The following is a 23,342-nucleotide window of genomic DNA, read 5'->3' on the forward strand; positions in this document are numbered from 1 at the left end:
TGATTGGAGTACCCGTGGCAGGTCAGATGTCCACGCCGATCTTCGACGAGTTGCTGCGCGAGATGACGGCCGCGGCCGAGGCCGCGCAGGCTCCCAAGCCGGAGCCCAAGCCCGAGCCGCAGGTCACCGGCACCGGCGGGCGCAGGCGCAAGCCGGAGTAGTCGACCGCCAAAGAGACGTTTGACAGAACGTGCGCGGAGTTCGCAGACTGCGGCCATGAGTGAGGGGGACCCGCGCACGAGCCTGCACGACATGCGGGCGCTGGCCCATCCGCTGCGCGTGCGCATCCTGACCCTGCTGACCGACTCGGCGATGAGCGCGGCCGAGGTCGCCCGCGAACTCGGCGGGACGCAGGCGAACGTCAGCTACCACCTGCGCAAGCTCTTCGACGCTGGCCTGCTCGACATGGTCGAGGAGGTGCCCATCCGCGGCGGTGTCGCCAAGCGCTACCGCCACCGCCCGCACCGCTCCCGGCCGCACCGCGACCGCGCGATGCTCACCGAGCTGACCAGGCGCAGCGCGCTGCGGGCCGCGCACGGCACGGCCAGCGACGCCGAGCTGTGGGTCGACCCGGACCTGTGGCAGGAGACCGTCGAGGCGGTGCGCGCGCTCAGCGAGCGCATGCACCGCGCCGCCCAGCCCCCGCACACCCCCGGTACCGTCCGGGTCAGCACGACGATCTCGCTGTTCGAGATGGAACCGGGGGAAGCACGTGGGGGACTCCGAGGCGACCGCGGTTAGCGGCACGCCCGCCGACCAGGGGAGACAGCCGTCGGGGATGTGGGAGCCGCTGCGGCACCCGATGTTCCGCAGGCTCGTCATCGGCCGCGTCACGACCTATCTCGGCAACGCCGTCGCGCCGGTCGCGCTGGCGTTCGCCGTCCTCGACCTGACCGGCTCGGTGGCCGCGCTCGGCATCGTGGTGGGCGCGCGGTCGCTGGCCAACGTCGCGCTGCTGCTGCTCGGCGGCGTGCTGGCCGACCGGCTGCCGCGCGGGGTGATCCTGCAGGGCGCGAGCGTGGCCGCCGCGGGCTCGCAGCTGGCGACGGCCGCCGCCGTCCTCATGGGATTCGCGAGCATCCCGCTGCTCGTCGTGCTCAGCGTGGTCAACGGCGCGGTCGCCGCGGTGTCGCTGCCCGCGGCCTCCGCGCTGACGCCGCAGACGGTGCCGCCCGCGCTGCTGCGCCAGGCCAACGCGCTCGCCCGGCTGGGGATCAACACGGCGCTGATCACCGGGGCGTCGTTCGGCGGCATGGTGGCCGCGCTGGTCGGCGCGGGATGGGCGATGGTCGCGACCGGCGCGGTGTTCCTGCTCGCCGCGTTCTTCTACGCGCGCGTGCGCGCCCCCGAGGTCGACAGCGCCGCACCGACCCGTCCGCTGGCCGACCTCAAGGCGGGCTGGCGGGAGTTCGCGTCGCGGCCGTGGGTGTGGTCGGTCGTGGCGGGCATGATGGTGGTCAACGCGGCCTTCGTCGGCGGCGTCCAGGTGCTCGGCCCGGCGATCGCGGACACGACCTTCGGCCGCCCGGCGTGGGGCTTCATCCTCGGCGCGCAGACGGCGGGCATGGCGCTCGGCGGGCTGATCGCCACCCGCTGGCAGCCCCGGCGCGCGCTGCTGGTCGGCACGGCGCTGATCGCGGCCAGCTCGGTGCCGCTGTTCGCCCTCGCCCACCTGCCCGCGCTGGTGCCGATGCTCGTCGCGATGGTGCTGTGCGGGGTGGCCGTGGAGCAGTTCGCCATCGCGTGGGACGTGTCGCTGCAGGAGAACGTGCCCGCCGACAAACTGGCGCGGGTCTACTCCTACGACGCGATGGGCTCGTTCATCGCGATCCCGCTGGGCGAGATCGCGATCGGTCCGCTCGCGCTGCACTTCGGCGCGCCCGCCACGCTCACCGGCGCAGGCGTGCTCATCGTCGTCGCGGTGGCGGCCGTCGTCGTCACACCGGGCATCCGGACACTGACTATCAGCAAGAAAGGCGTTGCGTAGCGCGGAGAACGGGCATGATGTGCGCCGTGGACGGTTACCAGCACGTGTCCCGCGCCCCGACGCTGCCGGGTGGCGCGCACCACGCGCACGCCGACGAGTTCGACGTCGCCGCGCTCTACGAGGGACCGTACGGGCAGGCGCGCACGGGCGACGCGCCGCTGGACGAGAAGCTGCGCCAGGCGTACTTCTGGATCGTCAACCACGCGATCATCAGCCCGCACTACGACATCGAGTTCCACGACGGGCCCAGCGCCGGGGTGACCCTGGGCGACAGCAAGGCCAGGCTGACCCTCCCGAGTGGACAGAGCTACTCCAGCTTCGTGCTCATCCCGCTGCTGACCTTCGCCGTCCGGCGGCGGTGCCTGCTGGTCGGCGGCCCCGGCCGGGGCAAGACGGCCAGCGCGGTGCTGATGGGCGTGCTCGCGGGCTACCCGCTGACCGAGATCCGCCGGGCGATGCAGCACGGCCACCCGCAGCTGACCATCGCCGACCTGCTCGGCACGCCGCTGCCCGCCGACCTGGTGCGCGCCGAGCGGCTGTCCGACATCGACATCGCGTGGCGGCGCTGGCTGTCGATGCGCGTGAAGATCATCGACGAGTACAACCGCATCCCCACACGCACCCAGTCGGCGCTGCTGACGCTGATGTCCGACGGCTACGCCGAGGTGTTCGACCAGGTCTACGAGGCCGCCGACGCCGCCTGGTACCTCACGGCCAACGACGACGCGGGCGGCGGCACCTACCAGGTCATCGACGCGCTCAAGGACCGCATCGACGTGGTGGTGCAGGCGCTGCCGTTCAACAGCCGCTTCCTCGGGGAGCTGGTGACGCGGGTGGAGCAGCGGCTGCGGCCGGAGGAGCTGGTGCCGCCGGAGATCGTGTTCAGCGAGGCCGAGCACGAGCGCATGTGGTCGGAGATCCTGCGGGTCCCGCTGCCCGCTGCCGTGCGCAGGCGGCTGGAGTTCTTCACCGCGCAGTTCGAGCTGCTGGAGGGCGCGGGCGAGCAGTTCGAGTACCGGACCAAGGACACCGCGCGGCTGGCCGGGGTCGACCCGCACCTGCTGGCCGCCGCCGACACCGGCCGCGACCGGCTGGCCGACCTGGGCGCGCAGACGCTCGGCGGGGTCTCGGTGCGGGCGCTGCAGAGCGTCCTGGCGTACGCGAAGGCGCTGGCCTACTTCCGCGACCGCGCCGAGGTCGGCCTGGACGACCTGCGCGCGGTGCTGCCGTTCGTGCTGCACGACAAGCTGCCCGCCGACGACCGCTCCCCCGCCTTCGACCAGCCGTCGCACAGTCCCTACCGGACGGACCGGGTGAGCTGGCTGCGGCACCTGTTCGACCGCGCGTGCGCCGAGTACGACCGGCTCGACCTCGACGCCGACGACCCGGTCGCGGCGATGCTGGAGGAGTTCGAGCGCGGTCTGGACGGCGTCGGCGAGCCGGAGGTGACGGCGCGGCTGGCGCGCATCGAGGGCGTGCTCAACGAGTGGGCGCGCGGGCGCAAGCTCTACGGCCACGTCCACGACGACGCGCTGGCGTTGAAGTACCTCCACCAGCGGTACGTGAACTACCGGGCGTGGCTGCGGTGGAAGGGCTGACGCCGTTCCAGCGGGCGCTGGAGGCCCGCCGCGAGCAGTACAACGCGCGGTTCCGGATGGCCAGGCACCGCAACCGGTCCCTCTCCCCCGCCGACGTGCTGGCCCACCTGCACACCCGGGTCGGCCCGGTGGTCGCCGCGGCGGGCGGGGACCCGGTCGAGGTGACCGACGCGCTGGTCGAGCTGTCCTTCGCCGCCGCGGAGCGCGACGCGCTGTCCTCGCCGGTGTTCGACGTGCTGCCCGCGCTGGCCGGGTTCGTCGGCGCGGCGCCCCGGCGGGTGCCCGCCGCGGTGCTCAACGCCGCGCTGCACCTGGCCGACGCCGACCTCGCGGGCTGGCTGCGCACGCTCGGCACGCTGGGGCGGCTGATCGCGCCGTCGGCGCCGGACCGGCTGCTGGCCGCGGGCGCGGTGGCGGCGTGGCGGCACGGCCTGGCCCGGTTGCGTGCGTCGGCGCTGGCGGCGGCGGCCGAGTTGGCGCCCGACCTGCGGGCGGTGGCGCTGGGGGTGTCCTCGCCGGTCTCCGACGCCGCGCTGGCCGCGCTGGCGGCCGACCCGTGGGCCGAGCCGAACGCGCGGGGCGCGGTCGCCGTGCGCGCGGTGCGGCGGGTGGGCGCGTTCACCGGGTTCGGCGGGCGGTTCCGGCGGCCGCCGGTCGTGCACGCCGTCGGCGGGCGCTGGTTCGCCGTGGCCGACCAGACGTGGGAGCTGGTGGCCGACCGCTTCGGCGCCGCGCTGCTGCCGGTGCCGGGGCTGCCGCCCGGCCCGCCCGGGGTTCCGGAGCTGTCGCTGCGGCCGGGCGGGCTCGTGGTGGACGACGCGGGGCCGGGCGGTGCGCTGGCGCTGCCGGAGCTGGCGTCGGCGACGAGCGTGGCCGGGCACGGCGGAACGCTGGCGGTGACCACGGCGTACTCGCACGCGGTGGTGTTCGTGGCGAGGACGACATGAGCGACCAAGCGGCGGCGGACGGGGCCGTGACGCAGTGGGCCGCGCTGTGGCCGGAGGCGCTGCGGGCGTGGGGCCGGTTCGTCGCCGTGCACCCGCCGATGCTGTGCGAGACCGGGGACGAGGCCCGCGCGGCTGGGCTGACCGGCAGCTTCGCGATGTTCCGCCTCGACGACCGCACGGTGGTGCTCGACCTGGCCGCGCTGTCCGCGCTGGGGCTGTCCGACCTGGGGCTGGAGGTGCTGGCGCACGAGGTGGGCCACCACGTGCTGTGCCCGGCGGACCTTGCCGACAACGGCAGGCTGCTGGCCCGCGTCCGGCGCGGGCTGCCCGAGCTGGAGCGGCACGCGCCGATGGTCGCCAACCTCTACGCTGACCTGCTCGTCAACGACCGGCTGCAACGCAGCAGGGGCTTGCGGATGGACGAGGTGTACCGGCGGATGCCGGGGCCCGCGAGTCCACTGTGGTCGTTCTACATGCGCGTCTACGAGATCCTGTGGGCGCTGCCGACCGGGACGCTCACGCCCAGGGTGGCCGCCGACGTCGACGCCGACGCGCAGCTGGGCGCCCGGCTGGCCCGGGTGTACGCCGCGGACTGGCTCGCGGGCGCCGGCGGGTTCGCCATGCTGTGCTACCGGTACCTCACCGACGCCGAGGCGCTGGTGGCGTTCACCTGCCGCAGCGCGGTCGGCGCGGACGCCCAGGTCCCGGGGCTGGCGCTGGACGACGACGGGCCGCTGCGGCACCCGGCGTTCGACCCGCTGGTCAACGACTTCACCGAGCCGCCTGCCGAGGAGCCGGAGCTGCCGTCGGGCGGGCAGTACCGGGAGCCGTTCGAGTACGGGCAGATCCTGCGGCAGCTCGGCGTGGACGTGTCCGATGAGGACGCCGCCACCCGGTACTACCGGGAGCGGGCCGCGCCGCACCTGGTGCCGTTCCCCACGCGGGAGCGGCCGGTGGTGCGCGAGCCGCTGCCGGAGGGGACGGCGGCCTGGGACGTGGGCGAGCCGCTGGACCGCGTCGACTGGCTGGCCACGGCGCTGCGGTCGCCGCACGTGGTGCCCGGGGTGACCACCGAGCAGCGGGTGATGGGCTGGATGGACGGGCAGGCCGCCGACCCCGAGCCGGTGGACCTCGACCTGTACGTGGACTCCTCCGGCTCGATGCCCGACCCGCGGCGGACGGTGTCGTACCTGACGCTGGCGGGCGCGATCCTGGCGCTGTCCGCGCTGCGCGTGGGCGCGCGCGTGCAGGCGACACTGTGGAGCGGCACGCGGCAGGTGCTGCGCACGGACGGGTTCGTCCGCGACGAGCAGGCGGTCCTGCGCGTGCTGACCGGCTTCTTCGGCGGCGGCACGGCGTTCCCGCTGCCGGTGCTGCGCGACACGTACCTGGAGCCGCGCAGGCCGACGCACATCGTGGTGATCTCCGACAACGGCGTCGACACGATGATCAAGGCGGTCGATGAGCGGGGCAGGCCGGGCGGCGACATCGCCGCATCGGCGCTCGCCGCGGCGGGCGCGGGCGGGACGCTGCTGCTCAACCTGTGGTCGGACGCCGAGGAGGCGCGCATCGCCGCGCTGACGCCCGGGTGGGACCTGCACCGGGTCGCCGACTGGGCCGACCTTGTCGACTTCGCCGCCGCGTTCGGCAGGCGCGCGTACGAGAGGAGCCCGGGGTGATCCCCTGCACCGTGGCCGACATGACCCGGCGGCTGGCCGACACGCCGCCGGACTTCCTGGCCGACCCGGCGGCGCTCGCGCCCGCCGCGATCGTCTCGGACACGCTGGTGCGCCTCGGCGGCAGGCCGCTGACCGACCGGCTGGCCGCGCGGTTCGCCTCCGGCGAGCCGAACTGGACGCGGCTGGTGCTGGTGACGTGCTGGCTGGCGGCGGACTCCGGCGGCTCGCCGGAGCGCCTGCACGACCTGCTGGCCACGGGTCTGGCCGACCTGGCCGCGCTCGTGCCCGCCGAGCGGTTCGCCACCGACCCGGACCGGCGCGAGGAGCTGGCCCGGGTGCTGCTGCGCGCGCTGGGCGTCGTGCCGCTGGGCGAGACCGCCGAGCAGGCAGCGGACCGGCTGGACACCGTCGACAGCGTCCGGCGGCACCGGCTGCTGGCGGACGCCAAGGCCGCCGAGGAGCGCGCCGAGGCGATCCGCAGGGCGATGGCGGAGAAGCGGGCCCGCGAGGCGGCGGCGCGGTACAGCCAGGTATGAGCGACTACCCGATCCCGGCGTACGAGCCGATGGCCGCCGCGGTGCTCAGCGACGCGGAGCGGTGGCCCGCGATGACGGCCGAGGGGGCGCGCCGGTTGGCCTGGCTGCGGTCGCACCCGCGCGCGCCGCTCTACAACCACGCGTGCGGCGACCGGCTCTCCGCCGAGGCGGTGGCCCGGTTGCGGGCGTACCCGCTGGAGTACGGGCCGCCGGACTGGGTGCCGTCGCTGCTGGCGTACGCGCGGGAGCGGGTGCCGAGGTATCGGGGCCGCACGTGGACGTCGTTGGCCGATGTGCTGCCGATCGGGCGCCATGAGCTGCTGTCGCAGGTGGAGCTGTCGGTGCCGGACGACGTCGATCTGGACGACCTGATCGTGCACAGCACGTCGGGTTCGCGGGGTCCGGCGGCGACGGTGCCGATGACGCCGGAGTTCTGCGCGCTGGACCTGCCGCTGCTGGAGCACGTGGTGGGGCGGGCGGGCATCCGGGTCCGGGGTGACGGGGTCGCGCTGGTGACGGTGTACCTGATGCCGGTGACGTACCAGTTCGCGTCGGTGTCGTCGTACTGGGGCGGGGCGGGGGTGGTGAAGGTCAACCTGCACCCGTCGGCGTGGCGGTCGCCGTCGGACGCGGTGGCGTTCCTGGAGGACTGCGACCCGGAGCTGTACTCGGGGAACCCGGTGTCGCTGGCGGCGCTGGCGGACCTGGGGCTGCGCACGCGCCCGTCGGCGGTGATCTCGGGCGCGATGGCGCTGGACGACCCGGCCGCGCTGTCGTCCCGCCTGGGCGCGCCGGTGTTCGACGTGTACGGGACGACGGAGACGGGCCTGATCGCGTACCGGGACGGCGACGCGCACACCCTGCTGCCGCGCCGCATGCACGTCGAGGTCCTGGACCCGGCTGGGCAGCCGTGCCCGGACGGCGTGCGCGGGGAGATCACGGTGACGTGCGGGGAGAACCCGATGCTGCCGCTGCTGCGCTATCGGACCGGCGATCACGCGTCCCTGGAGTGGCGGGACGGGGTGCGCGTGCTGGTGGGCCTGGAGGGCAGGGCGCCGGTCCGCTTCCGCGCGGCGGACGGGCGGTGGGTGGAGTCGATCGAGGTGACGCAGGTGCTGTCGCCGTTGGGGCTGGTGGCGTACTCGGTGCACCAGAACGGGGACGGCTCCGTGGTGGTGACCGTCCCCGTCGACGCGCCGGTCGGCCTGGTGTCCGCCGCGGCCGCGTCCCTGCTCGGTCCGGTGTCGGTGGTGCGGGCGGAGATCGGCGGCAAGGCCCAGCGGTACAGCAGCGATCTGGTCTAGACGATCCGGTAGAAGTTCCCGTAGTGGTCGGGCGAGTACCAGACCACCCCGGTCGTCACATCCCGCACAATCCGCCGCGCGTCCCGCGAGGCGCCGTAGGGGCGGGGGTGGGTGTCGTACTCGTAGAAGGTGTGGCCGGAGGGGAGCTGGCCCTCCCGGTTGTAGAACCGCCCACCCGCGAAGTTGTACTGCCCGTACGGCCACGCATACCACCCGCGGGAGGTGGGGAAGCCCAACTCCCGCCACCCGCTGTACGCCGTGCGGGCGGCGTCGCAGCCGGAGATGGTGCAGCTGGAGTAGACGGCGGCACTGGCAGGCGCGACCACAGTGGACAACAGCGCGGCCAGCAGGGCAAACAACGCAACACCCCGACGAAACACGACAACCTCCCCGATCCGATGTTGATCGGCACCATCGTGACCATGCACCTGGAAACCGATCAACATCCGGGAGGTGAACCACGGGAAACTGTCGGACCTCTGAGCTACGTTACTGCTCCGAACGGCTTAGCTTGATGTTTCCTTTGGGCGAACGCCAGTTCGATAATGAAACCAAGATCGACAACGATGGCGAGGAAGGAGGTCGCGGTCGCCGGGCCAACGGCAGCCGTCCGCAGGGGTTCGGGAGAGCTGGGGAGCTCCGCTGGTTGGCCTTGGTGAGGACCGGCTGCAGCCCCACACCAGCCGACCAGAAGACGACGACCAGGCACCGGCAGACATAGGAGCACGCACCGGTCGACGGAGGAAGAAGGGGAGGCGGCAGGGGGACACGAATGGTCAGGCAGACGCCCGCCGGACACGGATGGCCCGAGCCGTGGGCGGTGTGGGCGAGCCCAGCAGGCGGACTCGTCGCAAGGGCGGGCGGACTCGTCGCAAGGGCGGGCGGACTCGTCGCAAGGGCGGGTCCGCCTGCTGGGGGCGTGTGGGATGCGCGGGTTACTTGATGCCTGCGGCGTCCATGCCGCGGAGTTCGCGTTTGAGGTCGTGGATTTCGTCGCGGAGGCGGGCGGCCAGTTCGAATTGGAGGTCTCGGGCGGCGTTCATCATCTGGTCGGTCATGGATTGGATGAGGTCTGCCAGTTCGGCGCGGGGCATCTTGGAGGGGTCCTTGCCTGCGATGCCCGCGGACTTGGCGGCGCCCGGTTCGCCTGCGGCTCGTTTGCCTCGGGAGGTGTTGCGGCCGGAGCCGCCGACGGGGACGGTGTCGTCGGGTTCGGCCTCGGAGTAGACGCGGTCGAGGATGTCGGCGATCTTCTTGCGGAGCGGCTGGGGGTCGATGCCGTTGGCCTCGTTGTACGCGCGCTGCTTCTCGCGCCTGCGGTTGGTCTCGTCGATGGCGTGGCGCATCGAGTCGGTGATCTTGTCGGCGTACATGTGGACCTCGCCGGAGACGTTGCGGGCGGCGCGGCCGATGGTCTGGATCAGGGACGTGCCGCTGCGGAGGAAGCCCTCCTTGTCGGCGTCGAGGATGGCGACCAGGGACACCTCCGGCAGGTCGAGGCCCTCGCGCAGCAGGTTGATGCCCACCAGGACGTCGTAGTCGCCCAGGCGGAGCTGGCGCAGCAGCTCGACCCGGCGCAGGGTGTCCACCTCGGAGTGCAGGTAGCGGACCCTGATGCCCAGCTCCAGCAGGTAGTCGGTCAGGTCCTCGGCCATCTTCTTGGTCAGCGTCGTGACCAGGACGCGCTCGTCGCGGTCGGCGCGGAGGCGGATCTCGTGGACGAGGTCGTCGATCTGGCCCTCGGTCGGCTTGACCACGACCTCCGGGTCGACCAGGCCGGTCGGGCGGATGACCTGCTCGACGAACTCCCCGCCGGTCTGGCCGAGCTCGTACGGGCCCGGCGTCGCCGACAGGTACACCGTCTGCCCGATGCGGTCGGCGAACTCCTCCCAGGTCAGCGGCCGGTTGTCGACCGCGCTGGGCAGCCGGAAGCCGTGCTCGACCAGGTTGCGCTTGCGGGACATGTCGCCCTCGTACATGCCGCCGATCTGCGGCACCGTCACGTGCGACTCGTCGATGACCAGCAGGAAGTCCTCGGGGAAGTAGTCGAGCAGGGTCGCGGGCGCCGACCCGGCCGGGCGGCCGTCGATGTGCCGGGAGTAGTTCTCGATGCCCGAGCAGAAGCCGACCTGGCGCATCATCTCGATGTCGTAGCTGGTGCGCATGCGCAGCCGCTGGGCCTCCAGCAGCTTGCCCTTGCGCTCCAGGTCGGCCAGCCGGGCCTCCAGCTCGCCCTCGATGCCCTTGATCGCCCGCTCCAGCCGGTCGGGACCGGCCACGTAGTGCGTCGCGGGGAAGATGCGCAGCTCCTGCTCCTGCCGCACGACGTCGCCGGTCAGCGGGTGCAGGTAGTACAGCGAGTCGATCTCGTCGCCGAAGAACTCGACCCGGACGGCCAGCTCCTCGTACGCCGGGATGATCTCCACGGTGTCGCCGCGCACCCGGAACGTCCCGCGCGCGAAGGCGATGTCGTTGCGGCTGTACTGCACGTCGACGAGCGCGCGCAGGAACACGTCGCGCTCGACCGTGTCGCCCACCCGCAGCGGGATCGAGCGGTCGAGGTACGACTGCGGCGTGCCCAGGCCGTAGATGCACGACACCGACGCGACCACCACGACGTCGCGCCGCGACAGCAGGCTCATGGTCGCCGAGTGGCGCAGCCGCTCGACGTCGTCGTTGACCGAGGAGTCCTTCTCGATGTAGGTGTCGGTCTGCGGGATGTACGCCTCGGGCTGGTAGTAGTCGTAGTAGCTGACGAAGTACTCCACCGCGTTCTCGGGGAAGAACTCGCGCAGCTCGTTGGCCAGCTGGGCGGCGAGGGTCTTGTTCGGCGCCATCAGCAGCGTGGGCCGCTGCAGCCGCTCGATCAGCCACGCCGTGGTGGCCGACTTGCCGGTGCCGGTCGCGCCCAGCAGCACCACGTCCTGCTCGCCCGCCCGGATGCGCCGCTCCAGCTCGTCGATGGCCGCGGGCTGGTCGCCCGCGGGCTGGTAGGACGCGCGCATGCGGAAGCGCCCGCCGGTGCGCGGGATGTCGCCCACCGGCCGGTACTCGGAGTGGGCCAAGACGGGGTGCTCGGTCGCGAAAGCCACGTCCCGAGGCTACGCCCGCCCACCGACAATCAGCAGTCGCAGCCGCAACAGTCACAATCGCAGTCGCAGCTGTCGCACCACGCGTCCCGCCGCTTGTCCGACCACGGCCCCGGGTACGGGTCGCGGCAGCACTGCTGGCACGTTCCGCACTCGTACAGGCACGCGCCGCAGCCCACGAACACTCCGCGCGGCCTGGGCTGCGGGTTCAGCCTGGGCCAGCGCCAGCACAGGCACCGCGACGGCCGGTCGGCGCGGCGCCGGTGGCCGTGCGGCGGTACGGGTCCGTGCGGGCCGTGCCCGTGCGCGGCGGGCGGCCTGCCCTCCGGCGGCAGCCACTGCGGGTGCAGGTGGCCCGGCTGGTGCCCGCCCGGCGGGTGGTGGGCCGCGAAGGCCCGGTGCACGGCCATGCCCAGCTCGTGCACCAGCAGGGCGTGCACCAGCTTCTGGTCGCGGAACTCCGCCTCGGCCAGCGCGAGCCGCACACCCATCACGGCGTCGTCGCAGAGCCTGCGGATCTCGCCGAGGTCGGACCCGGTGGCGGTGATCGGGTTCCACTGGCCCGCGGCGCGGTCGGCGTCGAGGTCGTCCACGGCGTCGAGCAGGTGGGCGATGCGGCCGAACAGGCGCCCGGCCTCGGCCAGCGGCCCGGTGTTGCCCGGCCTGCCCGCCAGCACGGCGGTGTGGGCGAACGCGGCGGCCGTCGCCGTCTCGGTGGGCTCGGTGGCGGTCAGCACGGACGACCCGACGCCGACCGCGGCCTCGACCTCGCCCTGGCGGCCGACGGCGTCGAACAGGACCGCGGTGCCGAAGCCGAGGTCGGCACCGGTCCGGGCGCCCTGCCGCGCCCAGCGCCGGGCGACGGTGCGCGCCGCGGCGGCGACGGGCCTGCTGGCCAGCACGCCGTCGCGGTCCTCGACGTGGTCGCGCACCTTGGCCGAGGCGAGCACGAGCGACACCGCCGCGGCGAGCCGCGCGCCCGCCCCCTCGGCGACGGGCGTGCTGCGCATCGCGCGCAGCGGGCACGGCCCCGCGACCCGCCGGTCGTCGCGCTCGGCCTGGGCCTCCACGAGCGCGGAGATCGCGAGTCCGTCGTAGTTGGTCACGGTGCGGGCGAACTGGCCGTGGTCGTCGCGCAGGGCGAGGCAGAGGCCGCAGAGGTGGGCGAGCCACGACGTGGCGAGGTCGCCGGGCAGGCGGTGGCGGCAGGGCCGCAGGATTCCGAACATCGGGGGGTGGCCCTTTCCGGCACGGTGATCGCGCGGGAGCCTAGCCGGTATTCACCCGTTCGGGTGGGCAGTTCGGCGCGAAAGGACTGGGCTGCCGCGGGTCCTTGTGGGCACGATGGCGGCATGTCCGCCGAAACCTCGGTCCCGCTCGCCCGCCGGGACCACACGACCCACGCCCCCAAGGTCGAGGTGTTCGATCCGGCCGCGAGGACCAACGTCGATCCGAAGGGCTTCGTCCGCCTGGTCGACGAGTACCGGCACATCGGTCCCGGGCTCTACATGGCCCGGCCGGTGGACGGCCACCGCCGCATCGCCTACTTCGAGTCCGCCCTGCTGCCCGCGATGGGCCTGCGGGTCTCCCGGTGGCGCGGCCACCCGGGTGTCGATCTCGGACACGACTTCTACATCGACGTCGTCGACATCTCCGTGCACGGCGACCCCGCCAAGCACACCGACATCTGGCAGACGGTCGACCTCTACCTCGACGTCCTCGTCCGCACGGGACGGTCGGTGTGGGTGGAGGACAACGACGAACTGCTCGCCGCCGTGCGCGCCGGGGTCCTCGACCTGGGCGCTGGCGAACGCGCCCTGTCCCGCGCTCAGCGGGCGGTCGCGGGCATCGCGCACGCCGGGTACGACGTGAACCGCTGGCTTGCCGGTCACGAGATCGTGGTGCCCTGGCATCCCCTTTAGTGGGGAATGCGCGCCACGGTCAACCGCGGGTATCCGGTCGAGTCCGATTTTCGCTCGACCGATACCGCAGAGCGCACGAGTCGTGACATAACGAATCGGTTGGCGTGGTCACAGTCAGCGCGCTTGCGGCTACCCTCGGGCGACGTGGGCACGACCATCACGCCGCAGCTGGTCGACATTGTCGACACGGTCACCGCGGTTCGCAGCTACTCGTCGGGAACCTCGCGCAGCCTGCGGGTCTGCCAGATCGAACGGTGGGGCCTGCGGTTGGAGTGCCCGACGCCGGAGGACCCCTTCGCCGACTCCGAGGTCACCTGGCTGCTGCCGGAGCTGAACCTGCGGCTGACCCAGCAGCGGCCGAGGTCCCGGCACGCCCGCACCGGCCCGAGCGTGCTCAGCGCCGTCCGGGTGCGCACGGACGGCAGGCTCTGGCGCACCACCGACCTGCTGCTCGGCCTGGCCGCGCCGGGCGGCACGTCCGCGCGGATCGTGCGCTCGGAGGAGTTCGCCGCCGCCGTGGCCGGGCGCGTGCTGCGCGCGGCCGACGCCGACCTGGCGCTGTGCACCGTCCACAAGACGCTGGAGGAGCTGAGCCGCTTCCGCCACGACCTGTCGGCGTGGTTGGCCTACAAGCACATCTTCGAGGTGTGGCCGCCCTTCTAGGGCGTCCAGCCGGTCTCCCGCGCCCACGCCTCGGCGCGCCCGTGGGCCTGCTCGAACCAGGGCGTCTTGGCGTCGCCGTACTCGGTGATGGTCCCGGCCCGGGCCGCGAGCGTCCGCTTGAGCTCCTCGTACTCCGCGCGCGCGGCGGCGTCGGCGCGCAGCCAGGCGGGGAACAGCAGGCCGTAGCGCCAGTTGGGCATGCCCTCCTGACGGATGTGGACGTTGACCCACCGGTCGGGGTCGGCGCCGACGTGGGTGCGCTTGCGCCAGCGGGCCGGGTCGTCGTCCGCCGGGTACGGGGTGTCCTCCAGGCCGGGGTAGTGCGGGAAGCCCGCGTCGGCCAGCGGCGTCTCCAGCGCCTCGGCGGTGGCCGGGTCGGCGGTGACCTGGAAGTCGAGGATGTCCTTGGCGGCCAGGCCGGGCACCGACGTGGAGCCGACGTGGTCGACGCGGCAGCCGGTGGCCGCGGCGAGCCGGGCCCGGACGCGCTCGGCCTGCGCTGGCCAGGTCGGGTCGTACTCGACCAGCCGGGGCGCGCCGCGCGGGGTGTGGCGGCGCAGCCGCACGTTGGCCTCGTAGCGGACGATCCGGTCGGCCCAGAGCGCGTCGACCTCGGCGAGCACGAGGTCGGGGGTGCCGGAGTTGTCCAGCCAGACGTCGGCGAGGGCGCGCCGGGCCGCCTCGTCCGCCTGGGCGGCGATGCGGGCGCGGGCGTCGGCCTCGGCGAGGCCGCGCCCGACGAGCCGCTCGACCCTGGTCTCGACGGGAGCGTCCACGATGATCACCAGGTGGTAGAACGGGGCGAGGCCGTTCTCGACGAGCAGCGGCACGTCGTGCACGACGACGGCGTCGGCGGGGGCGGTGGCGATCAGCTCGGCGGTGCGGGCGGCCACGCGCGGGTGGACGATCGCGTTGAGCCGCTTGCGGGCGTCGTCGTCGGTGAAGACGCGGGCGGCGAGGGCGGCGCGGTCGAGCGCCCCGTCGACGATGACGTCCCGGCCGAACTCGGCGGCGATCTCGGCGAGGCCGTCGGTGCCGGGCTCGACGACCTCCCGGGCGACGCGGTCGGCGTCGATGACGAGCGCCCCGTGTTCGGCGAGCCTGCCCGCCACCGTCGACTTGCCTGACCCGATCCCGCCGGAGAGCCCGATGCGCAGCACCGGGGCATTGTGTCAGGAGCCGCCGCCGGGCGCGGTCAGCGCCCGGTCCGCGATCGCGGGCAGGACGCGTCGGGCCTGGTCGTCGGGCAGCAGCCTGGGCGAGGCGTCGACGACCACGGTCACGCGCCCGTGGCGGGCCACGACCATCCGGGACGCGCCCTCGATGTAGTGGCCGCGGCCGGGGCCGACGGCGACCTCGGTGACGGCCGCGCCCAGCTCGCGCTCGTCGGCGATGGTCAGCTCGACGCGCGCCTGCGCGGCGGCGGGCGTCTCGTAGGAGGCGAGGGTGACGATGAGCGCGGCCTTGGACCGGTCACCCGAGGGGACGCCGAAGTAGCAGTCGACGCGGGCGGTGCGCTTGATGTCGGGGACGGGCACGCCCGCGACCTCCTGCGTGCCGCCGCCGACCTTGACCTTGAGCGCGGCGAGGTCGTCGTCGGTGATCACCAGCCCGCAGTCGCGCGGGACCTTCCGCTCGGCCCTGGGGGTCGGCTTCGGGGTCGTGGTGGTGAACAGCGGGATCTCGGGCATGGTGGCGGGCTCGGTCGGGCCGGACCCGCAGCCCGCGAGCAGCAGGAGCGGTCCCCACAGCCACCTGGCGCGCATGGGACAACGGTAGGCCCGAGCCCGGGCTGTCCGCGACGGATCGACCGGGTGAAACGGCCAGTGGCCCCGCACCGGATCGGTGCGGGGCCACTGGCGGTGGAAACGATCAGACTCCGCCGGAGAGCTTCTCGCGGAGCGCGGCGAGCTGCTCGTCGCTGGCCAGGGTGCCGCCGCTCTGCGCGGCCTGCTCCCCGCCACCGGACGAGTAGTTCTGCTCGCCACCGGCGCTGCCACCCGTGGCCGCCTCGGCCGCCGCGGCGGCGTCGAGCTCGGCGGCCTTGGAGACCTGGCGCATGTGGGCCTCGTAGCGGGTGTGGGCCTCGGCGTACTGCCGCTCCCACTCCTCGCGCTGCTTCTCGAAGCCTTCCTGCCACTCCTGGGTGTCCGGGTCGAAGCCCTCGGGGTAGATGTAGTTCCCCTCGGTGTCGTACTCGGCGGCCATGCCGTACTGGGTCGGGTCGAACTCCGAGTCCGGCGTGAAGCCCTCGTTGGCCTGCTTCAGCGACAGCGAGATGCGGCGGCGCTCCAGGTCGATGTCGATGACCTTGACCATGACCTCGTTGCCGACCTGCACGACCTGCTCCGGGATCTCCACGTGGCGCTCGGCCAGCTCGGAGATGTGGACCAGGCCCTCGATGCCCTCGTCCACCCGGACGAACGCGCCGAACGGCACCAGCTTGGTGACCTTGCCCGGCACGATCTGGCCGATCGCGTGGGTGCGGGCGAACTGGCGCCACGGGTCTTCCTGGGTGGCCTTGAGCGACAGCGACACGCGCTCGCGCTCCATGTCCACGTCCAGGACCTCGACCGTGACCTCCTGGCCGACCTCGACGACCTCGGAGGGGTGGTCGATGTGCTTCCAGGACAGCTCGGAGACGTGCACCAGGCCGTCGACGCCGCCGAGGTCCACGAACGCGCCGAAGTTGACGATCGAGGACACGACGCCCTTGCGGACCTGGCCCTTCTGCAGCTGGTTGAGGAACTCGCTGCGGACCTCGGACTGGGTCTGCTCCAGCCACGCCCGGCGGGACAGGACCACGTTGTTGCGGTTCTTGTCCAGCTCGATGATCTTGGCTTCGAGCTCGCGGCCGACGTAGGGCTGCAGGTCGCGCACGCGGCGCATCTCGACCAGCGACGCGGGGAGGAAGCCCCGCAGGCCGATGTCGAGGATCAGGCCGCCCTTGACGACCTCGATGACCGTGCCACGAACCGGCTCGTCCGCCTCCTTGAGGGCCTCGATCGTGCCCCACGCCCGCTCGTACTGCGCGCGCTTCTTGGACAGGATGAGGCGGCCCTCCTTGTCCTCCTTCTGGAGAACCAGGGCCTCGACCTCGTCGCCGACCGAGACAACCTCGGCGGGGTCGACATCATGCTTGATCGACAACTCACGAGAGGGGATGACACCCTCGGTCTTGTAGCCGATGTCGAGCAGGACCTCGTCCCGGTCGACCTTGACGATCGTGCCCTCGACGATGTCGCCATCGTTGAAGTACTTGATCGTCGCGTCGATCGCGGCGAGGAACTCCTCCTCAGTCCCGAAGTCGTTGATGGCGACCTGCGGCTTGTTCGCCTGCGCGGCAGTCGGGACGGTGGTGGTGTCGGTGGACATCAGGTAGGTGGCTCCGCTACGGATTTGGGGTCGTTGTGGACAATGTGCGGCGCGCGGCGGACAACACGTCGCCGACGGACACCCAAATGCATGGAGATAGGCAGGCCAGCACGAAATCCACTGCGCGGGCGATATCCTACGCGGCTGGCCGCTGCCTGGGCAAACCTGGGGTGGCTGCGAAGATGGACCGGTGTCCAGCGACAGCCACGTCAGCGCGGAACGGGCCCTCGGCACCGCCGGGATCGCCCGCAGGCCGGTCGGGTCGACGGAGTCCCAGGCGGCGAATATCGCCTGGTGGGACGCCGACGCCGACGATTACCACGCCGAGCACGGCGAGTTCATCGGACCGGCGGAGTTCCGCTGGTGCCCGGAGGGGCTGACCGAGGCCGAGGTCGGCTTCCTCGGAGAGATCGCGGGCCGGTCGGTGCTGGAGGTGGGCTGCGGCTCGGCGCCGTGCGCGCGCTGGCTGACCGCGCAGGGAGCCTATGCCGTCGGGCTGGACCTGTCCGCGGGGATGCTGGCGCACGCGCGCCGGATGAACGCGGCGACGGGCATCGCCGTGCCCCTGGTCCAGGCGAACGGCGAGCGGCTGCCGTTCGCCGACGGTTCCTTCGACCTCGCCTGCTCGGCGTTCGGCGCGGTGCCGTTCGTGCCCGACGTCGGGGCGGTGTTCGCCGAGGTGGCGCGCGTCGTGCGGCCGGGCGGGACGTGGACGTTCGCGGTGACCCACCCGATGCGGTGGATCTTCCCGGACGACCCGGGGCCGGACGGGCTCACCGCGCGGACCTCCTACTTCGACCGGACGCCGTACGTCGAGGTGGACGCGGAGGGGCGCGCGACGTACGTGGAGCACCACCGGACCCTGGGCGACTACATCAGCGCGCTCGACGACGCCGGGTTCCACCTGTTCGACCTGGTGGAGCCGGAGTGGCCGGAGGGGCACACCCGCGAGTGGGGCCAGTGGAGCCCGCTGCGCGGCAGGCTGTTCCCCGGGACCGCGATCTTCCGGTGCGTGCGGTGATCCTGGACGCCCTGACGCGCGCGCAGGCGGCCCGGTTCGCCGCGCTGGACCCGCTGCTGCCCGAGCCCGCTCCCCCGCCGGACGGCGCGGTGCTGACCGCGGCGCTGCCCGGCGGCGAGCGGGTGGCCGGGGTGGTCGTGCGGACGCTGCACCAGCCCGGGGCGGCGCAGACGCTGTGGTCGGCGCGCGACGTGCGCGAGCTGCACCCGATCGTCGGCGGGACCGGCGGCGCGGGCGTGGACGCGCTGCTCAGCCGGTGGCGGCAGCGGCTGGAGCCGTCGGGGCCGGACTCCTCGTGCGTGGTGACCTGGCCCAGCCGGGACGCGGAGGCGACCGCGCCGCTGCTGGCGCACGGGTTCGTGCCGCTGACCGTGCTGGCGGCGCGGACCGGGCGGCTGCCGCTGGGGACCAGCGTGTGCGCGGTGCGCCGGGCGACGCCCGCGGACCTGGACGCGCTGGTGGACCTGGCGATGGCCGAGGTCGAGTACGCGGCGCTGGTGGGCGGCGGGATCGTGCGGCCGGACGCGCGGGCGATCAAGCGCGCGACGGTGTCCGGGCACCTGGAGCGCGGCGACCCGACCTGGATCGCGGAGCTGGAGGGCGTCGCGGTCGGCATGGTCGAGGCGTGGGAGACCGACGCGCAGCCGGGCAGCTGGGCGCGCACCCGGGTGCGGGCGGGGCGCTGGGTGTTCGTGAACTGCCTGTCCGTGCTGCCGTCGGCGCGCGGGCTTGGGGTGGGGCGGACGCTGATGGACGCGGTGCACGGCGCGCTGCTGGGGCCGCGGTCGGCGGGGTCGTTCCTGTACTACAACCCGCCGAACCCGCTGTCGCCGACGTTCTGGGCGCGCCAGGGGTACCGGCCGCTGTGGACGGTGTGGGAGCTGCGCCCGGCCGACGCCCTGCGCTGAGCCTTCCGGGCATAGTCGGGATCATGCGATACCGACTCTTCGGCACTACCGGGCTGCGCGTCTCGGAACTCCTGCTGGGCACGATGGCGTTCGACGACGCCGACCAGGCGCGCCGCCTGATCGGGGCGTACGCCGACGCGGGCGGCAACGTCCTGGACACCGCGTCCGCCTACGGAGAGGGCGAGGCGCTGCTCGGCTCGGTGGTCGCCGACCGGGACCGGTTCGTGATCGCCACGAAGTACACCCTCACCCGGGACGCGACCGACCCCAACGGGGGCGGGAACCACCGCAAGAACCTGATGCTGTCGCTGGAGCGGAGCCTGCGCAGGCTGCGCACGGACTACGTCGACATCCTCTGGGTGCACGTCTGGGACCGGCACACGCCGGTGGAGGAGACCATGCGGGCGCTGGACGACGCCGTCCGCGCGGGCAAGGTGCTCTACATCGGGATCTCCGACTCCCCCGCCTGGCTCACGGCGCGGGCGAACACGCTGGCGGAGTGGCGCGGCTGGACGCCGTTCGCGGGGCTGCAGGTGCCGTACAGCCTGCTGAACCGCGACGCCGAGCGCGAGCTGCTGCCCATGGCCGACGCGCTCGGGCTCAGCGTCGCGGCGTGGGCCCCGCTCGCGGCGGGCAAGCTGGCGGGCGGCACCAGGCGCAGCGACCCGGGCTCGCTCACCGGGCGGGAGCGCGCGGCGGCCGACGCGGTGCGGGCGGTCGCGGACGAGCTCGGCGCGACCCCGGCCCAGGTCGCTGTCGCGTGGACGCGGCGCCGGTCGCGCTCGGTGCTGCCGCTGGTGGGGGCGCGCGATGTCGACCAGCTCACCGACGTCCTGCGGTCCGTGGACCTGACCCTGCCCGAGGACGCGGTCGCCCGGCTGGAGGCGGCCGTGGAATTCCGGCTGGGCTTCCCCGCCGACTTCATCGCCGAGTGCGAGCCCAGCCCGTTCGTCTTCGGCGACGCCGCGACCCGGGTCGACGGGCGGTAGCGGGCGTCACCCGTCCTCCGGTTGCCCCTCGGTCCCGCGCGGCGCAGAATGTGAACTGACCGGTCAGTCTAAATCGGGGGTCGGGTCATGGAGATGCGCGCCGAGGCGGTGGCCGTCGCGGGGATGCTCGCGGCGACGTCGCTGCGGGTGGGGTCGGGCCAGCTCGCGGTGGTCGCCGGGGAGCCGGGCGACGGGCACACCGCGTTCGGGCTGGCGATCACCGGCAGGCTGCGGCCCACGTCGGGCACGGTGACCGGGGTCGAGCCCCGCCGGGCCGCGGTGGTGGACGCGCCCGGGGTCAGCGAGCCGGAGGGGAAGCTGCGCACCGCCGACGTCATCGCCGAGGCGCTGGCCCTGGCCGGGAGGCGGGCCGACGCGGGCGAGATCGCCCGCGGGCACGGCCTCGATCCCCGCGCGCGGTTCGAGGCGGCGCCCGCCGAGGCGCGCACGGCGCTGCTGACCGACCTCGCGGCCGCCGACCTGCTGGTCCTCGACTCCCCCGACCGGCACAGCGGCGACCCGCAGGCCTGGTGGCCCACGGCGCTGCGCCACGCCCGCCGCGGCCGGGCCGTCGTCGTGCTCTGCGGCGGCGCGGCCGCCCGGCTGCTGCCCATCACCCCCGCCCTGCTCGGCGAGACCGAGCAGCCCGAGCCCCTGGAGACCCGGTGAGCGAGCTAGCGAGCGAACCAATGTCACAGGGCCGCCGCGAGCGGCGCCTCGGAGCCTGCGAGGAGGCGTCGTGAGCGCCCTCCGTCTCGCCCGCACCGAGCTGCGGCGGATCACCTCGGGCACGCTGCCGAGGCTGGCGGTGCTCGCCCTGGTGCTGGTCCCGCTGCTGTACGGGTCGCTGTACCTCTACGCGAACGCCGACCCGTACGACCGGCTCGACCACATCCCGGCGGCGCTGGTCGTCGAGGACACCGGGGACGCGGGCGCGAAGGTGGCCGCCAGCCTGCGCGAGTCCGGCGCGTTCGACTGGCACGAGGTGGCCGCGCCGGAGGCGGTCGACGGCGTGCGCGCGGGCCGCTACACCTTCTCCCTCACCCTGCCCGCCGACTTCACCTCGGCCCTGACCTCCGCCGAGGGCGAGACGCCCCGGCAGGGCCTGATCACGGTCACGACGAACGACGCCAACAACTACCTGGTCGGCACGATCGCCGACCGGGTGGTGGCCGAGGTGCGGCGCTCGGTGGCGACGGAGGTGGGCACGGCCGCCGCCGAGAAGTTCCTGGTCGGCTTCGGCACCATCTACGACCGCACGCGCGAGGCCGCCGACGGCGCGACCCGGCTGACCGACGGCGCCACCCAGGCCGGGAACGGCGCGGCCGAACTCGCCAAGGGCCAGCGCGCGCTGCTGGACGGCGCGCGCTCGCTGGCCGCGGGCGCGGACAAGGCCGCCACGGGCGCGGCGACGCTGTCGGACGGGCTGGCGACCCTGCGCGCCAAGACGGCCCAGCTGCCCGCGCAGACGCGTGCGCTGGCCGACGGAGCCGCGCAGGTCGCGGCGGGCAACGAGAAGGTGGCCACCGCGGGCGAGGCGGTCGCGTCGGCGGCGGACAAGGTCGTCACCCGGCTCGACACCGAGGTGGAGAAGCACCTTCGGGAGGCGGGCGTCCCCGAGGACGTGATCGCCGAGACCGTCGGCGAGCTGCGCGCCCCGATCGATCAGGCGAACGCCCAGCTCCAGACCACGGCGGCCGACCTGCGGAAGCTGGCGGACGGGGCCGGGAAGGTCGCGCGCGGCGCGGACACGCTCGCCGACTCCACCCCAGCGCTCACCCAGGGCATCGCGAAGGCCGCCGACGGCGGCGCGGCGCTGGCGAGCGGAACCGCCGACCTCCGCGACGGCGCGATCAGGCTGCGGGACGGCGAGGCCACCGCGGTCGACGGCGCCGACCGGCTCGCCTCGGGCACGCGGCAGGTCGCGGGCGGGGCCGCCGAGCTGCGCGACGGCCTGGCGGCCGGGCTCGGCGAGATCCCGCACCCGGACGCGGCCGCCCGCGACGCCGCCGCGCGCGCGATCGGCGACCCGGTGGCGGTGCGGACCATCGGGGAGAACGCCGCGGGCAGCTACGGCGCGGGGCTGGCGCCGTTCTTCCTCGGGCTGGCGACCTGGATCGGGGCGTTCGTGCTGTTCCTGCTGCTGCGCCCGCTGTCGTCGCGCGCGCTGGCGGCCGGGCACAACGCGGTGCGCACGGCGCTGGGCGGGTGGCTGCCCGCGGCGGCGCTGGGGGTGGCGCAGGTCGTGGTGATGTTCGGGGCGGTGTCGTTCCTCGTCGACATCCAGCGGCCGCTGGGCGCGCTGGCGTTCCTGGCGCTGACGACGCTGGCGTTCACCGCGATCGTGCACGCGCTCAACGCGCTGCTCGGCGCGGTCGGCAAGTTCGTCGCGCTGGTGGTGCTGATCCTGCAGCTGATCAGCGCGGGCGGGACGTTCCCGTGGCAGACGCTGCCCGAGGCGCTGTACCCGCTGCACGCGGCGCTGCCGATGGGGTACGTCGTGGACGGGCTGCGGCACCTGATCTACGGTGGCTCGCTGTCCGGGCTGGGCGTCGACGTCGGCGTGCTGTGCGCGTACCTGATCGGAGGACTCGTGGTGTCCACTGTGGCCGCCCGACGGCAGCGGGTGTGGACCCCGTCGCGGCTGCGTCCGGAGCTGGTCCTGTGAGCCGCACGGACGCGACCCGCCGCAGGCTGTTCGAGGCGACGCTGCGGCTGGTGGGCACGCGCGGGATGGTCGGGCTCACCGTCGACGAGATCGCCGCGGAGGCGGGCGTCGCGAAGGGCACGGTGTACTACAACTTCGGCAGCAAGGACGGGCTGATCGACGCGCTGCTGCGCTACGGCGTCGACGTGCTCGCGTTCCGGCTGTCCGATGCGGGCGACGGGGACGCGCGCACGACCCTGTCGCGGCTGGTCGAGGGCATGCTCGACTTCTTCGCCGAGTACCCGACGTTCGCGCAGCTGCTGGTGAGCGAGCTGTGGCGCACGCCGAGCCAGTGGCAGGCCACGCTGTCGCTGCTGCGGGAGCGGATCACCGCCCTGATCCGCGCCCAGTTCCAGCGGCTGGCCGACTCCGGCGGGCTGCCCTCGGGCGTGCGGGTGGCCACGGCCGCGTCGGCGCTGTTCGGGACGGTGCTGGTGGTCGCCCTGGACTGGCAGGTGTTCACCCCGGACCAGACCCGCGACGAGGTCCGCGACAACGTGCTGGGCCTCATCCAGGGCCTGCGGGAGGGATGAGGGGTGCCGACCAGGGGCCGAGCCTCGGCGGGGTGGCCTGCTTGGGCGACGCCGCACGACCTCGGCCGTCGGCGGGGTGGCGTC

The 23,342-nt window shown here is 73.7% G+C and carries 22 protein-coding genes; 16 read left to right on the forward strand and 6 right to left on the reverse strand.

The genetic code is table 11. From position 1 onward, the window contains the following. The first annotated feature begins 14 nt into the window (after positions 1-14). From Actkin_RS20310 to Actkin_RS20345, 8 genes are read left to right on the forward strand one after another with little or no spacing between them, the layout of a single operon-like run. Positions 15-161: a hypothetical protein gene (locus Actkin_RS20310; RefSeq protein ID WP_189211092.1), complete on the forward strand. Its 147-nt coding sequence runs from the start codon at positions 15-17 to the stop codon at positions 159-161. A 55-nt stretch (positions 162-216) separates the two neighbouring features. Beyond that, positions 217-741, forward strand: a complete 525-nt coding sequence (locus tag Actkin_RS20315; RefSeq protein ID WP_258903822.1) for an ArsR/SmtB family transcription factor — start codon at positions 217-219, stop codon at positions 739-741. Positions 742-778: 37 nt separating this feature from the next. Beyond that, positions 779-1,987 carry an MFS transporter gene (locus tag Actkin_RS20320; protein ID WP_258903823.1) on the forward strand — a complete coding sequence of 403 codons (1,209 nt, stop codon included), beginning with the start codon at positions 779-781 and terminating at the stop codon, positions 1,985-1,987. A gap of 26 nt (positions 1,988-2,013) precedes the next feature. Then, on the forward strand, positions 2,014-3,585 hold the full coding sequence (locus Actkin_RS20325; protein WP_229786931.1) for a MoxR family ATPase: 1,572 nt from the start codon (positions 2,014-2,016) through the stop codon (positions 3,583-3,585). After that, entirely contained in the window at positions 3,564-4,532 is a 969-nt protein-coding gene (locus Actkin_RS20330; RefSeq protein ID WP_258903824.1) for a hypothetical protein, read from the forward strand. Before Actkin_RS20325 ends, Actkin_RS20330 begins: the two co-directional genes overlap by 22 nt. Then, positions 4,529-6,211 carry a vWA domain-containing protein gene (locus Actkin_RS20335; RefSeq protein ID WP_189211096.1) on the forward strand — a complete coding sequence of 561 codons (1,683 nt, stop codon included), beginning with the start codon at positions 4,529-4,531 and terminating at the stop codon, positions 6,209-6,211. The genes Actkin_RS20330 and Actkin_RS20335 overlap by 4 nt, the downstream gene beginning before the upstream one ends. Then, positions 6,208-6,747, forward strand: coding sequence for a hypothetical protein (locus Actkin_RS20340; RefSeq protein WP_189211097.1), 540 nt, complete (start codon positions 6,208-6,210; stop codon positions 6,745-6,747). The genes Actkin_RS20335 and Actkin_RS20340 overlap by 4 nt, the downstream gene beginning before the upstream one ends. Next, positions 6,744-8,051 (forward strand): AMP-binding protein, encoded by a 1,308-nt coding sequence (locus Actkin_RS20345; RefSeq protein WP_258903825.1) that lies wholly within the window; start codon positions 6,744-6,746, stop codon positions 8,049-8,051. Before Actkin_RS20340 ends, Actkin_RS20345 begins: the two co-directional genes overlap by 4 nt. Here Actkin_RS20345 and Actkin_RS20350 read toward each other — a convergent pair. From Actkin_RS20350 to Actkin_RS20360, 3 genes are all read right to left on the reverse strand, one after another. Next, positions 8,048-8,410, reverse strand: a complete 363-nt coding sequence (locus Actkin_RS20350; protein WP_229786932.1) for a ribonuclease domain-containing protein — start codon at positions 8,408-8,410, stop codon at positions 8,048-8,050. The two genes, Actkin_RS20345 and Actkin_RS20350, sit on opposite strands and share 4 nt — an antisense overlap. A gap of 576 nt (positions 8,411-8,986) precedes the next feature. Next, the gene (uvrB, locus tag Actkin_RS20355; RefSeq protein ID WP_258903826.1) at positions 8,987-11,143 is read right to left on the reverse strand and encodes an excinuclease ABC subunit UvrB; all 2,157 of its coding nucleotides are present in this window, start codon (positions 11,141-11,143) and stop codon (positions 8,987-8,989) included. Between the two features lie 29 nt (positions 11,144-11,172). Then, the gene (locus Actkin_RS20360) at positions 11,173-12,369 is read right to left on the reverse strand and encodes a DUF5685 family protein (RefSeq protein ID WP_258903827.1); all 1,197 of its coding nucleotides are present in this window, start codon (positions 12,367-12,369) and stop codon (positions 11,173-11,175) included. A 123-nt stretch (positions 12,370-12,492) separates the two neighbouring features. Here Actkin_RS20360 and Actkin_RS20365 point away from each other — a divergent pair, with 123 nt between their 5' ends. Continuing rightward, positions 12,493-13,062, forward strand: coding sequence for a DUF402 domain-containing protein (locus Actkin_RS20365; RefSeq protein ID WP_189211102.1), 570 nt, complete (start codon positions 12,493-12,495; stop codon positions 13,060-13,062). Positions 13,063-13,206: 144 nt separating this feature from the next. Next, positions 13,207-13,725 (forward strand): ribonuclease FAU-1 family protein, encoded by a 519-nt coding sequence (locus Actkin_RS20370; protein WP_189211103.1) that lies wholly within the window; start codon positions 13,207-13,209, stop codon positions 13,723-13,725. Here the strand turns inward: Actkin_RS20370 and coaE are convergent. The 3 genes from coaE to rpsA form a co-directional block, all read right to left on the reverse strand. Beyond that, positions 13,722-14,885 carry a dephospho-CoA kinase gene (coaE, locus tag Actkin_RS20375; protein WP_258903828.1) on the reverse strand — a complete coding sequence of 388 codons (1,164 nt, stop codon included), beginning with the start codon at positions 14,883-14,885 and terminating at the stop codon, positions 13,722-13,724. The two genes, Actkin_RS20370 and coaE, sit on opposite strands and share 4 nt — an antisense overlap. A gap of 12 nt (positions 14,886-14,897) precedes the next feature. Beyond that, on the reverse strand, positions 14,898-15,491 hold the full coding sequence (locus Actkin_RS20380) for a hypothetical protein (protein WP_258903829.1): 594 nt from the start codon (positions 15,489-15,491) through the stop codon (positions 14,898-14,900). 106 nt (positions 15,492-15,597) lie between these two features. Continuing rightward, positions 15,598-17,100, reverse strand: coding sequence for a 30S ribosomal protein S1 (gene rpsA, locus Actkin_RS20385; protein WP_189211106.1), 1,503 nt, complete (start codon positions 17,098-17,100; stop codon positions 15,598-15,600). A gap of 190 nt (positions 17,101-17,290) precedes the next feature. On the opposite strand from rpsA, the gene Actkin_RS20390 reads away from it, so the two are divergent. The 6 genes from Actkin_RS20390 to Actkin_RS20415 all read left to right on the forward strand — a co-directional run bounded on the left by Actkin_RS20390 (position 17,291) and on the right by Actkin_RS20415 (position 23,258). Further along, positions 17,291-18,121, forward strand: a complete 831-nt coding sequence (locus Actkin_RS20390; protein WP_258903830.1) for a class I SAM-dependent methyltransferase — start codon at positions 17,291-17,293, stop codon at positions 18,119-18,121. Beyond that, positions 18,118-19,029, forward strand: a complete 912-nt coding sequence (locus Actkin_RS20395) for a GNAT family N-acetyltransferase (RefSeq protein ID WP_309569075.1) — start codon at positions 18,118-18,120, stop codon at positions 19,027-19,029. Before Actkin_RS20390 ends, Actkin_RS20395 begins: the two co-directional genes overlap by 4 nt. Before the next feature lie 23 nt (positions 19,030-19,052). Next, complete coding sequence (locus Actkin_RS20400) at positions 19,053-20,018, forward strand: aldo/keto reductase (RefSeq protein ID WP_258903831.1); 966 nt, start codon at positions 19,053-19,055, stop codon at positions 20,016-20,018. Positions 20,019-20,105: 87 nt separating this feature from the next. Beyond that, positions 20,106-20,687, forward strand: coding sequence for an ABC transporter ATP-binding protein (locus Actkin_RS20405; protein WP_258903832.1), 582 nt, complete (start codon positions 20,106-20,108; stop codon positions 20,685-20,687). 70 nt (positions 20,688-20,757) lie between these two features. Next, complete coding sequence (locus tag Actkin_RS20410) at positions 20,758-22,686, forward strand: YhgE/Pip domain-containing protein (protein ID WP_258903833.1); 1,929 nt, start codon at positions 20,758-20,760, stop codon at positions 22,684-22,686. Further along, positions 22,683-23,258 (forward strand): TetR/AcrR family transcriptional regulator, encoded by a 576-nt coding sequence (locus Actkin_RS20415; RefSeq protein WP_258903834.1) that lies wholly within the window; start codon positions 22,683-22,685, stop codon positions 23,256-23,258. Before Actkin_RS20410 ends, Actkin_RS20415 begins: the two co-directional genes overlap by 4 nt. Positions 23,259-23,342: the final 84 nt, after the last annotated feature.

The sequence above is a fragment of the Actinokineospora sp. UTMC 2448 genome (assembly GCF_024760565.1).
Lineage (GTDB): Bacteria > Actinomycetota > Actinomycetes > Mycobacteriales > Pseudonocardiaceae > Actinokineospora > Actinokineospora fastidiosa.